Source organism: Cryobacterium sp. CG_9.6, assembly GCF_029893365.1.
In the GTDB taxonomy this organism is placed as follows: Bacteria; Actinomycetota; Actinomycetes; order Actinomycetales; family Microbacteriaceae; genus Cryobacterium.
In genome coordinates this window covers 2,382,080-2,396,540 of sequence record NZ_JARXUZ010000001.1, presented here as the reverse complement: position 1 = coordinate 2,396,540, position 14,461 = coordinate 2,382,080, and the positions used below count along the sequence as shown (strand labels likewise).

The 14,461-nt window shown below is 63.4% G+C and carries 10 protein-coding genes; 6 read left to right on the top strand and 4 right to left on the bottom strand.

The window, feature by feature from the left end; translation table 11 throughout:
• Positions 1–152: 152 nt before the first annotated feature.
• The 3 genes from H4V99_RS11050 to H4V99_RS11040 are packed head-to-tail and all read left to right on the top strand — an operon-like array spanning position 153 to position 1,818.
• Positions 153–689 carry a lytic transglycosylase domain-containing protein gene (locus tag H4V99_RS11050; RefSeq protein WP_280678238.1) on the top strand — a complete coding sequence of 179 codons (537 nt, stop codon included), beginning with the start codon at positions 153–155 and terminating at the stop codon, positions 687–689.
• A 46-nt stretch (positions 690–735) separates the two neighbouring features.
• Positions 736–1,035, top strand: a complete 300-nt coding sequence (locus H4V99_RS11045) for a hypothetical protein (protein ID WP_280678236.1) — start codon at positions 736–738, stop codon at positions 1,033–1,035.
• Positions 1,036–1,062: 27 nt separating this feature from the next.
• A complete protein-coding gene (locus tag H4V99_RS11040; RefSeq protein WP_280678234.1) occupies positions 1,063–1,818 on the top strand; it encodes an alpha/beta fold hydrolase in 756 nt (251 codons plus the stop codon).
• A gap of 5 nt (positions 1,819–1,823) precedes the next feature.
• Here the strand turns inward: H4V99_RS11040 and H4V99_RS11035 are convergent, their stop codons facing one another.
• A complete protein-coding gene (locus tag H4V99_RS11035; RefSeq protein ID WP_280678232.1) occupies positions 1,824–2,873 on the bottom strand; it encodes an AI-2E family transporter in 1,050 nt (349 codons plus the stop codon).
• 59 nt (positions 2,874–2,932) lie between these two features.
• Complete coding sequence (locus H4V99_RS11030; protein ID WP_280678230.1) at positions 2,933–4,348, bottom strand: hypothetical protein; 1,416 nt, start codon at positions 4,346–4,348, stop codon at positions 2,933–2,935.
• 248 nt (positions 4,349–4,596) lie between these two features.
• Here H4V99_RS11030 and H4V99_RS11025 point away from each other — a divergent pair, with 248 nt between their 5' ends.
• Positions 4,597–6,426 carry a hypothetical protein gene (locus H4V99_RS11025; protein WP_280678228.1) on the top strand — a complete coding sequence of 610 codons (1,830 nt, stop codon included), beginning with the start codon at positions 4,597–4,599 and terminating at the stop codon, positions 6,424–6,426.
• Entirely contained in the window at positions 6,423–7,391 is a 969-nt protein-coding gene (locus H4V99_RS11020) for a tetratricopeptide repeat protein (RefSeq protein ID WP_280678226.1), read from the top strand. The genes H4V99_RS11025 and H4V99_RS11020 overlap by 4 nt, the downstream gene beginning before the upstream one ends.
• Before the next feature lie 60 nt (positions 7,392–7,451).
• Here the strand turns inward: H4V99_RS11020 and glgB are convergent, their stop codons facing one another.
• Both glgB and H4V99_RS11010 read right to left on the bottom strand, forming a co-directional pair.
• Complete coding sequence (gene glgB / locus H4V99_RS11015) at positions 7,452–9,725, bottom strand: 1,4-alpha-glucan branching protein GlgB (protein WP_280678224.1); 2,274 nt, start codon at positions 9,723–9,725, stop codon at positions 7,452–7,454.
• Positions 9,722–11,707, bottom strand: a complete 1,986-nt coding sequence (locus H4V99_RS11010) for an alpha-1,4-glucan--maltose-1-phosphate maltosyltransferase (protein ID WP_280680082.1) — start codon at positions 11,705–11,707, stop codon at positions 9,722–9,724. Before H4V99_RS11010 ends, glgB begins: the two co-directional genes overlap by 4 nt.
• Before the next feature lie 165 nt (positions 11,708–11,872).
• Between H4V99_RS11010 and glgP the strand changes: the two genes are divergently transcribed.
• Complete coding sequence (gene glgP, locus H4V99_RS11005; protein WP_280678222.1) at positions 11,873–14,455, top strand: alpha-glucan family phosphorylase; 2,583 nt, start codon at positions 11,873–11,875, stop codon at positions 14,453–14,455.
• The last annotated feature ends 6 nt before the right edge of the window (positions 14,456–14,461 follow it).

Sequence of the window (14,461 nt, the reverse complement as noted above, 5' to 3'; positions counted from 1 at the left end):
TCGTGGGCTATGGTCGAAAACATATGGGTAGGCATCTGAGAGTTATCGAACGCGTCACAGTTACGACTGGGGCCCCCGTCCGCAGACCTCGCAAGCGAGTGAAACCCTCCCATTTCCTGTTCGGATTCGTTGCGGCTTTCGCCTTTCTTTTGGTGAGTGTCGTAGACCCATACTCGGGTGCCACCGCATCGCCGTACTTTCAGGTCGTGGGGGACCGTTACGAGGGCGCCGCCACGCAGACGCTGCGCGCAACCGGCACGTACACCAACACCGTCGCTCGCGACGGCTACACCGTGGAAGAGATCGTCAAGCCTGAGCCGATCCCCGAACCGGTCGCCGTTACCGCAACGAAGCGATTCACAGCGCCGGCCGCTGCCGTGCCCGATCCGGGAACGGCGAAGGCCTACGCCTACGACGCCGTTGCCGCACGGGGATGGGGAGAAGACCAGTACAGCTGCCTCGTTTCGCTGTGGCAAAAAGAATCAGGCTGGCGAGTGAACGCCATGAACTCGTCCAGCGGAGCCTACGGTATTCCCCAGTCTCTTCCCGGATCCAAAATGGGTTCCGCCGGCGCCGATTGGGAGACCAATGCAGGGACCCAGATCGAGTGGGGCCTCGGCTATATCGTGGCCCGGTACGGGAGCCCGTGCGGTGCCTGGGCGAAGTCTCAGGCGTCCGGCTGGTACTAAGACTGCAACCGGCCTGAAGAATACGGCCGCGCAATCGACTGACATTATGGCGCGTAGTAACCGACCTCGTGGCCGCAAACCGGCCTCACGGGATGACGACGAGAACGGTCTGGGGCATTTGCTGGACGGTTGGCGCCGCAGCGAGGTGCGCCGGGACGGCCTGTGGCACGTGCAGCCGATCAAGGGCAAGCAGGCGGTCAAGGCCTACGTGTGTCCTGGTTGCTCGCTCTCCGTTGAACCTGGCGTCGCTCACATCGTGGCGTGGCGCGCCGACGGGGTGCTCGGTGATGCCGCAGACATCTCCAACCGACGGCACTGGCATTCCCACTGCTGGAAGATCACATAGGCCATCACCGGCAGAGGAGCCACGCAGATGAATTCGTCCCCGAGTACGACCACGATTGACGTGCGTGGTGGCGTCGAACTGCCCGCTCGGCGTGAACCGATCGAGCTCACCACTCGTGACGGCCTCACCCTCGTTGGGGAACTCGCAACACCGCTGAGTCGACCACCCGTCGCAACCCTGGTGACGCTGCATCCGCTTCCGACGGCAGGCGGCTTTATGGACTCACATATTCTGCGCAAGGCGGCGGGTAGGCTGCCCGCCCTCGCGGACCTTGCCGTGCTGCGCTTCAACACCCGCGGAACGACCTCGCCGCGCGGCACCAGCGACGGCACTTTTGATGAGGGCATCGGAGAACGCGCCGACGTGGCGGCAGCCATGGATTTCGTGACCGCACGAGGGCTTCCGCGCCCGTGGCTCGTGGGATGGTCCTTCGGCACCGAGCTGGCCCTGAAATATGGCCTTGAGCACCCGATTGAGGGTGCGATATTGCTCTCGCCTCCCCTTCATCGCGCCACGCCGAACGACCTCGCGGCCTGGACGGACCAAAACCGCGCACTGGTCGCCCTGATTCCGGAGTTTGACGATTACCTGCGGCCGACGGAGGCACGAGAGCGGTTCGCCGCCGTGCCCAGGGCCCGTGTCATTGGTGTTGACGGAGGCAAACACCTGTGGGTAGGGGAGAACCTGACCCGCCGCGTGTTGGAGGAGATCGTGGCCACGGTGAACCCGGCAGCCCTCCCGCTTCCCACCGTGTGGCCGCCAGAAGAGACGACCGAGAGCTAGCGTCGCTACAGCTCGTTCTGACGCGGAACCACGACCTGCTTCACGATCAGGATGGCGGCTGCGGCCACGGGAATGGCGATCAGGGCCCCGAGGATGCCGAGCAGGTTTCCGCCGGCAAGCGCGGCAATCACCACCACGGCACCCGGCACAGACACCGCACGGTTCATGATGTTCGGACTCAGGACATACGCCTCCACCTGCATGTACACGAGGTAGTAGATCGCCGCCACCAAGGCGGTCAGCGGTGAGCTGCCGATACCGGGAATCAGACACGTGGCCACAATGATGATGGATCCGGTGAGGGTTCCCACCAGGGGTACGAGTGAGAACAGAAATGCGATAAAAGCGAGCAGAGCCGGAAACGGTGCTCCAATGATGGACAGAAAGATGAAGCTGAGAACACCGTTGCAGGCCGCGAGACCGGCCTGGCCGACAACGTACTTACCGACCGATTGCGAGATTTGCTCGCCCAGATCAGTGAAGCGGTCACGCTTTGAGGCCGGAACCAGTTGATACATGGCCCGCTTGATGCTGTTGAGCGACGCCGTGAAGTACAGCGTGAGAATCAGGATGATCAAGCCACCGAACAGACCACTCACCAGGGCCAACCCGGACTGCACGATCGTGTTCGTGATCTCTCGTAAATTGCTGCTGAGAAAATCCGTGATCGACGTCACAATCACTGGGACATCGAGCGTGGGATAGTTTTTTTGCACATCGTCGATGAACGACGAGGAGTTCACGGCGCTGACGAGGTCGGGAATGATCTTCGAGAGTTTGGCCACCTGGTCCACGATGATGGGAACGATGGCGAACACAACGGCAGTGATGACGCCGACCACTCCCACCATCACGGTCAAAATGGCGGCCCAGCGCGGGAACCGCTTCTTTTCCAGCCACGACACGGCGGGATCGAGGCCCAGAGAGAGAAACAGGGCTGCTCCGATATACGTGAAGATCGTTTGCAGGGTGATCACCGACGTGATAATCAGCAGGCCCAGGCCTACCCCCAGCGTTCCGACCAGCCCAAAGCGAAATGCATTCTGAATCTTCACGCTGGGGCTCCCGCACGGTTCTTGATGGTCAGGTCGTGATCACGACGTAAAGATTCGACCTACTTGTCGTCTGTGGTCACACGTTCGGCCTCGCTCAGCACGCTACGCAGACTCTCAAAGTATCCTGCAACGGAGTCTCGCTCAATTCTGATCTGGGCGAGTCGGTCTTCTGCATCGGACAAAAGACGTTTCGCGCGCGCATCGGCCTCGGCACGGATAGCGGTTGCCTTATCCGTGGCGGTTCGGATGATGAGGGCCGCCGCGTCTTCGGATTCGGTGTGCAGCAGCCGTGCCGTCGCACGAGCACCGGTGTCGAGTTCGTCGTTCAGCGCACGCAACTCGGCCACTCGTGCGGTGACCTCGGCCAGTTGGCTTTCAGCAGCGCCCTGGAAGGTATCCGCCTGTGCCACGGCAGCCTCGTGCCTGGCGAGGAGCTGTTGTTCGGCTTCATCGCGCGCCTGCGTCAGTTCAACCTGAAGGTCGGCGCGCGCCTGCGCGATCTCGCGGGCAAGCTGGACCGACTCGGCGACCCCGGTTTGCCGGGTGAGGGCAAGTTCACTCTCGAGAAGTCGTCGAGCTTCCGCAATTTCGCTGTCGAGGGCGGTGCGATCCTCAGCCTCCTGCCTGGTGAAATCCGCCGTCAACTGGTCGATCTCGGTGGTCAACGCGGCGCGAGCCTGGCTGCTTTCTTCGGCAAGGTTGATGCGGGCGCGTTCCGTTTCATCGGCGAGGTCGATGCGAGCCTGTTCGGTTTCCCGAGCCACCGTTGCCCGCTGCTCGGCAATCTCGTTCGCCACAGCGGAACGGGCCGTGTCGCTCTCCCTCGTCAGTCCGGCAGCGATTTCCTGCGCCGCGCTGGTCTCACGCTGGGTTGTGGCACGAAGCTCAGCCGCCTCACGTTCCGCGTCGGCACGGAGAGCTGCCACTTCACGCTTGAGAGTGGATCGGGCCTCGGCACCCTCCGTAGCCGCATCGCCACGAAGCAGCGCCGCGTGGCTGGACGCTTCCTCGGTCAGCTGAGCCGACTCGTCCTGCGCTCGCACGATGATGTCATCCGCTCGGACACGCACATCGTCAAGCACCCGGCGGGCCCGCACGTCGGCGTCGGAGAGGGTACGTGCCACCTGTTCGGCCGCGCTGTTCTTCATCGCATCAATTTCGATGGCGGTTGCGGTGCGAAGGCGCGCGGCATCATTGTCTGCCTGAGCGATCACACGCGTGGACTGTTCCTCCGCGACGCGCAGCGTGTTCTCCAGTTTTGCTCCCAGACCGGAGAATGTGGGGCTACCCACTTCTTCGATCACGGCGTTGAGCTCGTCGATCTGCGCCGACAAACGGCGTACCTCTTTGCTCGACTCCGCGCTGTGCGTGTTGGCCTTGATCAGGTCCCGGCGGAGCCCCTGAATGGCTTTCGCGACCTCGTCCTTGTCGTAGCCACGGAAGACCTGGGTGAAGTCAGATTCGTCGTTGGGCACGGTTCTCCTCAAAATTATGTTTCGACGTGACTCAAGTCGGGCGCGACGGGAGTCCACGAAACCGATGCAACTTTAGTCTGCCCGTACCGGGTGTCGGCTGCACGTTCCGTGTCGGCGCGGTAAAAACATCATTAGGCAGCGCTCAGGAGAACCAAGTATCGTAGAAAGCCGTGTCTATTGTCGTCGGACTCGAAATAGGTGTGGGCAGAGCCGGCACTGACCGTTCGGCAACAGAAGAAGGGTGATACGTGCGTTTTGTTCTTGCCATCGTGGCCTTCGTTCTTGCAGCCGTTTTAATCGTTTTCGGTATCGCACAGCGAACAATTTTTCTTGAACCCGCAACCACATCGTTGAACGCGAGCGTTTCGGGCACAGCCGCATACACGGTCATCGATCCGTCGGCGCTGTCGGCGCTCCCGGGTAACCAATCTTTCCGAATCACGGGTTCCGACACCACCTTCCTCGCCTACGGCCGCACAGCGGATGTTGTGGCGTGGGTCGGCGGTGATGCGCACAACATGGTGAGCCTCGATGACACGACCGGGGAACTGCGAGTGTCTCAGGTCGATGCTGTTGCTCCCGAGAGTGGGGCCGGGGCCGCCGAGGGTGGCGAAACCGAGGCGACCGCTGTCACGAACCCCACCGGTTCAGATCTCTGGCTCGAGGAATTCACGGGTGCCTCATCGTTGAGACAGAATCTCAACCTGCCAGCCGGCATTTCGGTGATCGTGGCCTCCGACGGCACCGCCCCCGCACCATCCGACATCACGCTGTCGTGGGTGGCCGATAATTCCACACCGTGGGCCGGACCGCTGCTCGTGGGTGGCGCGGTCATGCTGGGTCTTGGACTCATCCTCTACGTCCTTGCTTTGCTGCACCTGCGTCGTTCGCGTCGCCCCCGACGCAACCTGCCGCGCGGGCCACGGATGCCGCGCCTTCCCCGCGTTCCGCTTCCTAAGGCTCTGAAAGCGGGCGACATCACCGGTTCAGGGCGCCCGAACACGCGATCGATGATCGCGGTCATCCCCATGCTGCTCGTCTCTGGGCTGGTCCTCAGCGGATGCTCCGCCGAGTTCTGGCCGCAGCCCGCTCCGGCCGCAACAGGTGAGGCGAGTGAGACGCCCACACCGACACCGACCCCCGGGTCCACAGACGCCGCCGAGACGGCGACCGAGGTACCGGAAGCGGTCGCAACCGTGTCTCAGATTGAGCGCATCGTGACGAAAATCGCGGCGTTGGCTGCGGATGCGGATGCCACGTTGAACTCGGAGGCACTTGCCACTCGGTTCACGGGCACGGCTTTGCAGCTGCGCCAGATCAACTACAAGATCCGCGCGGTTGACCCCGCGATCCCGGCACCGGCCGCCATCGCCACTCCGCCGCTGTCCGTGACTCTTCCCCAGCAGTCCGAGTCCTGGCCTCGAGTGGTGATGACCGTTGTTCAGCAGGAGGACAAGACCATCCCCCCGACGACACTCATTCTGCGGCAGGAAACACCGCGATCGAACTACCTCGTGGAGTACGCGATCAGTCTTGAGGCCACTGCACAGGTGCCGCCTGTGGCACCGGCCACCATTGGTGCCCCGGCTATTGCTCCGGACAACAAACTGCTGCTGTTGCCACCAGATCAGGTGGCCGCGGCATACGCCGACGTGCTGCTTCAGGGTGAGGCCAGCCCGTCGTGGGCTCTCTTCCAGACCGAAGGGGACGAGTTCCTGGCCAACTTCGTGCAGGGCCACGCGGCCAGCCGAGAAAAGTTGGCCGTGACCGCAACTCTGGCGTTTGGCACCGCTGTGGGCAACGGTCGAACCGTGGCGCTGGCCACGAATGATTCCGGGGCGATCGTGGCCGTCAATGTGAACGAGAGCGAAACGGCCACGATTGTGGACGGTCAGGCGACGGTTGAATTCGATGGTGCCGTGAGCAAGGCGCTGTCGGGCGTATCGTCCTCGGCCAAGGGAATCCAGCGTGTTCTCAGTGACCAGCTGCTGTTCTATGTACCCGCTGTCGGGTCAACCGACAAAATCACTCTCCTGGGGAGCACCCAGGCACTTATCGAAGCGTCGGAGCTCCCATGACCAACATGCCCCCCACCGGATCCAACCTTCGTGGCGCCGTCGACCTGTCGTCGCTCGTGAACCGGCCGGCAGCTGCCGCCCCGCAGCCCGCGGGTGCCGGTGCGAGTGCCGGAGCGCCGACATCTGCTGCCACCATCGCGGTTCCAAGCTTGGTACTTGACGGTACCGATGCCAACTTTGGTGAGATTCTTGAACTGTCCAACACGGTTCCCGTGCTCGTGGACCTCTGGGCCGAGTGGTGCGAGCCCTGCAAGCAGCTCACCCCCGTGATCGAGAAGCTCGTCTTGGAGTACGCCGGTCGCTTCGTTCTCGCCAAGGTTGACGTCGACTCGAACCCGCAGCTGTCGCAGGCCTTCCAGGCCCAGTCGATTCCGACCGTCGCCGCCGTGATCAACGGTCAGCCCGTTCAGCTGTTCAACGGCGCGTTGCCGGAGGCGCAGATTCGCGAGGTGCTGGAGCGGGTGCTCGAACTCGCGACGCAGCAGGGCGTCACCGGCACCGCACAGGCCAACACCGGTGCACCGGTTGCGGCGGAGGCCGTAGAAGTACCCCTGCCCCCGCACCACCAAGAGGCCTACGACGCGATTGAAAGCGGCGACTTCGAGACAGCCCGCGCCGAGTACCGCATGGCACTCGCCCAGAACCCGAACGACACCATGGCCGTTGCCGGTCTCGCCCAGGCGAGCCTGCTCTTTCGCCTGCAGGGAAAGACTCTCGACCAGATTCGTGGTGGAGCGGCGGCCGCCCCGCAGGACCTTGAGGCTCAGCTGCTCGTTGCCGACCTCGATCTGTCGGGCGGGCACGTGGAGGACGCCTTTGACCGTCTGCTGACCCTCTTTCCGGCTCAGGAACCGGCCGGACGCAATGCGATCCGCGAACGTCTCCTCGAGCTGTTCGAGGTCATTGGAACGGAAGACCCCCGAGTCGCTCCGACCCGCAAGCGCCTCACCGCCCTGCTCTACTGATTTCCTACAACGAACCGGCCGTCACCTCAGGGTGACGGCCGGTTCGTTGTTTTTGTGGGACTACCGGCGAAGCTTGAGCCAGAGTCCGGCGAGCGGGGGCAGGGTGACGACAGCGGATGCCGGTCGGCCGCCCCACGGCTGCATGGTCGCCTCGACTCCGCCAAAGTTACCCACTCCGGACCCACCGAAGTCGGAGGCATCCGTGTTGAGGATTTCGTCCCACTGCCCGGCCATGGGCAGACCAACGCGGTAGTTCGTGTGCGGCTGGCCGGCAAAGTTGAACAGGCACGCAATGGGCGCTCCGTCGTTGTCCCAGCGCAGGAACGTGACCACGTTCTGCTCGGCGGCACCAGCGTCGATCACCTCGAACCCACCTGGCTCGTTGTCACGGGCCCACAGGCTCGCATTGTTGCGATACACCCGGTTGAGGGAACCAACAAGGTTGAACAGGCCGCGGTGAGCCGGCTGGTCGAGCATCCACCAGTCGAGACCGCGCTCTTCGCTCCACTCGGAACGCTGGCCAAACTCCTGGCCCATGAACAAAAGCTGCTTGCCCGGGTGGGCCCACATGAACGACAGATACACCCGAACGTTCGCGAGTTGCTGCCACGGGTCACCCGGCATACGGCTGATCAGCGAGCCCTTGCCGTGCACGACCTCATCGTGACTGATCGGCAGCAGAAAGTTCTCACTAAACGCGTACACGAATGAGAACGTGATGTCGCTGTGGTGGTGCGAACGGTACATCGGGTCAATGCTCATGTACTCGAGCGAGTCGTGCATCCAGCCCATGTTCCACTTGAAACCGAAACCGAGCCCGCCCGCCGAGGTTGGTGCCGTCACCCCGCCCCAGTTCGTCGACTCCTCGGCAATGACGATGGCACCGGGATTGCGCTTGTAGGCCGTCGCCGTGATTTCCTGCAGCATGCCGATCGCTTCGAGATTTTCGTTGCCACCGAACTTGTTCGGCTCCCACCCACCCTCTTCACGTGAATAGTCGAGGTAGAGCATGGAGGCCACGGCATCGACACGCAGCGCGTCAATGTGAAATTCCTCCAGCCAGTAGAGGGCGTTGGCCACGAGAAAGTTACGAACCTGGGGACGCCCGAAGTCGAAGACGTACGTGCCCCAGTCCATCTGCTCCCCGCGCCGCGGGTCCGCGTGCTCGTAGAGGGCCTCTCCGTCGAAACGCCCGAGTGCAAAGTCGTCCTTGGGAAAATGTCCGGGAACCCAGTCCATAATCACGCCGATGTCGGCCTGGTGCAGTCGGTCGATCAGGTAACGCAGGTCGTCGGGCGTGCCGTAACGACTCGTGGGCGCGTAATAACCGGTGACCTGATAACCCCACGACCCACCAAACGGATGCTCCGCGAGGGGCATGAACTCAACGTGCGTGTAGGCGAGTTCATTCAGGTACGCGACAAGTTCGTCGGCCAGGTCTCGATAGCTAAGGCCCGGTCGCCAGGATCCCACATGCATCTCGTAGATGCTCATGGGGCGATCATGAGGATCGGTGGCCGCGCGCGCGGTCATCCATGCGGCGTCGGTCCAGTCATAGCTGGATTGGGTGATGACCGATGCCGTCATCGGGGGAACCTGCGCCCGGCGCGCCATCGGGTCGGCTTTCTGCACCCAGTCGCCGGAGTGGGTGAGCAACTCGAACTTGTAGGTGGTGCCCACACTCAGCCCGGGAATGAAGAGTTCCCAGACGCCGGTGCTGCCCATGTTGCGCATCGTGTACGTTGCGCCGCCCCAACCGTTGAAGTCGCCAATCACCCGAGCGGCGCGGGCGTTGGGCGCCCAGACAGCGAATGCGGTTCCCGGCACCACCTCGGTCACGCCCCGCAGTTCACGCTGGTGTGCCCCCAGCACGTCCCAGAGGCGCTCGTGGCGCCCTTCACCGATCAGATGGAGGTCCAGCTCGCCAATGGTCGGCAGAAAGCGGTACGGGTCTTCGGTCACCCACGGTGCCGCCGACTCGTAGCGTGCTTCCAGCGTGTAGTCCTGAAACCCGACGGTGCTGATGCCCTGCCAGATACCGAAGCCGATGTGGCCGAGCTCGACGTGGGCTCCCGTGGACAGAATCGCGATGACCTCCGTGGCGAGGGGGCGAAGCGCGCGAATGACCACGAGTGGGTCGGTGACGCCGGGCTGCCCCACGGAATGCTGTCCGAGCACCTCGTGCGGGTTGTAGTACGTTCCGGCCGCGATCGCTTCGAGCACGTGCGGTGCCACGACGGTGGGGTCCACCTTCGTGGCGGCCTTCTTGCCCTTCTTCACGGACGGCACGGTCGTGGCGGCCTTCGGGGTCTTCTTCGTGGAGTGCTCGGTCATGCGCTGGCCTTTCCTGACTTCTGTTCTTGCACCCGCAGAATGTGCACGGGCTCAGTGAATGCGTCGAGTCGAACAAAATTATCAGCCGACCAGGTGTAAATCGCTCCGGTGATGAGGTCGCACACATCGAAGGTCGCCCCCGCGTCCAGGCCAAAACGGGTGACGTCGAGGTGGACGGTGGTTTGCCGCACCGAGTGCGGATCCACGTTCGCCACCACGATGATGGCGTCGTCGTGTCCCGTACCCGTTTCCGCAGCGGCCAGATACTTGCTGAAGACGAGAATCGAGTCATCGTCACTGGCGTGAATGTCGAGGTTGCGTAGCTGAGCCAACGCCGGGTGCTGTGAGCGGATGCGGTTGAGCTGGGTGATGTACGGAGCCAGGGACACGCCGTCCCGCTCCGCCTTCGCCCAGTCCCTCGGCCGGTACTCGTACTTTTCGCTGTCGATGCTCTCCTCGGCGCCCATTCGGGCTACATTCTCGAAGAGCTCAAAGCCGGCATAAACGCCCCAGGTGGGAGCCGCCATGGCGGCCAGGGCAGCACGAATCTTGAACGCTGCGGGACCGCCGAATTGCAGGTATTCCGTGAGAATGTCGGGGGTGTTTACGAAGAGGTTGGGGCGGAGAAAATCTGGCGTCTCGGTGGCGAGGCCGTGGAAGAATTCCGCGAGCTCAGTCTTGGTGTTCCGCCAGGTGAAGTAGGTATAGGACTGCTGAAAGCCCACCTTGCCGAGCGCCTGCATGAGCGCCGGGCGGGTGAAAGCCTCCGCCAGAAACACGACATCCGGGTGCTCGGCGTTGACCTCGCGAATGAGCCACTCCCAGAAGTCGAGGGGTTTCGTGTGGGGATTATCCACTCGAAAGATCTTCACCCCCAGATCGATCCAGTGCCGCAGAATTCTCAGTGCTTCGAAGCGGATGCCGTCGGGGTCGTTGTCGAAGTTGATCGGGTAGATGTCCTGATACTTCTTGGGTGGGTTCTCCGCATAGGCAATGGTGCCGTCGGGAAGGGTGGTGAACCACTCGGGGTGCTCGGTGACCCAGGGGTGATCGGGAGATGCCTGCAGAGCAAAGTCGAGAGCCACCTCGAGTCCGGCCTTGCGTGCCCGCCCCAGAAAGTAGGTGAAGTCCTGGGCCGTACCCAGATCGGGGTGGATCGCATCGTGTCCGCCGTCGGCCGAACCAATTGCCCACGGTGAACCGGGGTCGTGTGGACCCACGGTGAGCGAGTTGTTAGGTCCCTTGCGAAACGCGGTGCCGATGGGGTGGATCGGCGGGAGGTAGAGCACATCGAACCCCATGGCGGCCACTGCCGGAAGGCGCTTCGCCGCCGTCCGGAATGTTCCGCTCGTCCAGGAGCCGGTGGCGGACTGAATGGCACCCTCGGAGCGGGGGAAGAATTCGTACCAGGAACCAACTCCGGCCCGTCGGCGTTCCACGATGATGGTGCGCTCGGCGGAGTGCGACTCCAGGCTGGAGAGAGGGTGAGCGTGCAGGAATGCGGCCAGCTGGGGGGTGTCGACGGCGGCTAGGCGAAGGGCGAGAGGCTGCGTTTGATCGGACAGAGTTTCTGCCGCGGCCCGGAACGCCCGGCGTTCCGCGCCGGTTCTGGTGGTGTCGGTTCCGGCTGCACCCATCAGCTGGGCACCGATCGTGAACATGAGTTCCACGTCGATTCCGGCGGGAATCTTGATGCCGGCGTTGTGCTGCCAGGTGGCGAAATCGTCGGCGTACGCCCGAACCCGATAGGTCCAGGTGCCCGCAGTGGGCAGGGCAACACGCACGGCAAAGCGGTCGGTGCCGGCTGTCGTCATGCTCATCGCGTGCACCGTCACGGTGCCCGCGGGATCGGTCAGGAGAAGAGAGACTCCAATGCTGTCGTGCCCTTCCCGGAAGGCCGTGGCCCCGAAGGGAACAATCTCACCCGCGAAGGCCCGCGCCGGCCACAGGTTGTCGGCGAGCTGCGGTGCCAGATCGAGCACGGGAATTCGGCCGATGACGGTTGGAGTGCTGTGCGCACCCGGTGTCGTCTGCGGAAGGTCTTTGCGTCCTGCTGTCTTAGCCACATCACGACCGTAGCGTGAAAAAATGCTCGATGTGCTCCATCGGTTACACAACCGACACACTGCGCACCTAGGGTGTAACTCGTGAAGGCGATACGTAAATTTACCGTCCGTGCCGTGCTGCCCGAGGCGTTGGTTGCTCTGGAAGAGTTGGCCAGCAATCTGCGGTGGTCGTGGCATGAGCCCACCCGTCAACTATTCGAACACATTGCTCCGGAACTGTGGCGCGAGATCGGCACCGATCCCGTGGCTCTCCTGGGGGCTGTGGACCCGCGCCGGCTGGCAGAACTCGCCGATACCCCCGAGTATGTGGCCCGGGTCTCGGCGCTATGCAGCGACCTGCGCGACTATCTCGAGAAGCCGCGCTGGTATCAGGGCCTGAAAGGCGAGAAGCCGGCGGCCATCGCCTACTTCTCCCCGGAGTTCGGTATTGCCGCTGCCCTTCCGCAGTATTCCGGTGGGCTCGGAATCCTCGCCGGCGACCACCTCAAGAGCGCATCCGATCTGGGTGTTCCCCTAGTGGGAGTGGGACTGTTCTACCGGGCGGGTTACTTCAGCCAGGCCATCTCAGCCGACGGGTGGCAGATGGAAAGCTACCCGCTCCTTGACCCCGACGGGCTTCCGCTCTCCGTGCTGCGCCGGGCCGACGGCTCGGCCGTTCAGGTGTCCCTTGCCCTGCCCGACGATCGCACCCTGCACGCGCGGGTCTGGCAGGCCCAGGTGGGACGCATCCGCTTGCTGCTGCTGGACACCGACATACCGCCGAACCCGGACGATCTGCGCTTGGTGACCGACCGCCTCTATGGCGGCGGGGGAGAGCATCGCCTGTTGCAGGAGCTGCTGCTCGGCATCGGTGGGGCACGTGCCGTCAAGCTCTGGAGCACGCTGAGCGGCCTCCCGGAGCCCGAGGTCTTTCACACGAATGAGGGGCACGCCGGCTTCCTCGGCCTGGAGCGTATTTCCAGCCTCATTGGTGAGGGGCTGAGCTTTCAGGAGGCGCTGCAGGTGGCGCGAGCCGGAACGGTGTTCACCACGCACACGCCGGTGGCTGCCGGAATCGATCGATTCGAGCGGCAGCTCGTGCGTCGGTACTTCGAAACCGATCTTCTTCCCGGAGTGGCGGTCGATGACCTGCTGAGCCTCGGGGCCGAAAGTTATGACGGCGGATCGCCCGACGTTTTCAATATGGCCATCATGGGCCTTCGCCTGGGTCAGCATGCCAACGGAGTCTCGACCCTGCACGGCGGAGTGAGCCGGCGCATGTTCAACGGTCTGTGGCCGGGTTTTGATGCTGCGGAAGTACCGATCGGATCGATCACCAATGGCGTGCACGCACCCAGCTGGACCGACCCCACCCTGCTTGCCCTGGCCGAAAATCGGCTCGGGACCAGTGACACCACCACGGCCGACTGGGCTTCACCCGAGGTCACCGATCAAGACCTCTGGTCTGCCCGTGGTCAGATGCGTCTGCACTTCGTGGAGGACGCTCGACGCCGGTTGACGAACGCCTGGCGGGACCAGAATCCGGGAGGTATTCCGCCGGCCTGGATTGGCCGAGTCTTCGACCCCAACGTGCTCACGATCGGGTTTGCTCGCCGAGTTCCCACGTATAAGCGTCTCACCCTCATGCTGCACGACCCGGCGCGCCTCCGGGCGCTGCTGCTCAACCCGGAACGACCGATCCAAATTGTCATCGCCGGCAAGTCTCACCCGGCCGATGAAGAGGGCAAGAGGTTGATTCAGAAGATCGTGCAGTTTGCAGCCGACCCGGAGCTGCGCACCCGCATCGCCTTTCTGCCGGACTACAACATTGCCATGGCCCAGCTGATGTACCCGGGAACCGATGTGTGGCTGAATAACCCGTTGCGACCGCTCGAAGCCTGTGGCACATCGGGCATGAAAGCGGCACTCAATGGGGCACTCAACCTGTCGATCCTCGACGGCTGGTGGCCCGAGTACTACGACGGAAAGAACGGCTGGGCCATTCCCTCAGCGGATGCCGCGGGCGATTCGGCCGAGCGGGACCGGATCGAAGCGGAAGCACTCTACGACCTGATGGAGCACCAGGTTGCCCCCATGTTTTACGAACGAAGCAGCGACGATGTTCCCGAACGCTGGGTCAGCAACATTCGTCACACACTGGCCACGCTCTCTCCCGAACTGAGCGCGGACCGCATGGTGCGTCAGTATGTGGAACGGCTGTACCGTCCGGCGGGCCACTACGAGCGACTCCTCTCCTCGAACAACTACCGCGCCGCCCGTGAGCTCGCCGCTTGGAAGAGCAAGATCGTTTCGCAGTGGCCGGCTGTGGCGGTCACCCACGTGGAATCCGGTGGAGTCAGCGCCGTGCCGCAGGTCGGAGACGACCTGCACCTTCGGGCTCACGTGCAGCTGAACGGGCTGCTTCCCTCGGACGTCACGGTCGAGGTGGTCTACGGCCGGAGTTCCGGAACTGATGACCTGAAGGACACCGCCAGTCAGGCGCTCGTGGCCTCCGCGAAACGCGAGAGCGACGACGACACGGCGTCATACGGTGTCGCCACCCTTTTCACCGGAACGGTCGAGCTAGACCGCGCCGGCGCCTTCGGGTACACCGTTCGCGTGGTGCCGCGCAACGCCCTGCTCCTCGGCCCCGCGGAAATGGGTCTCGTAGCGGTGGCGAACTAGCGTGAC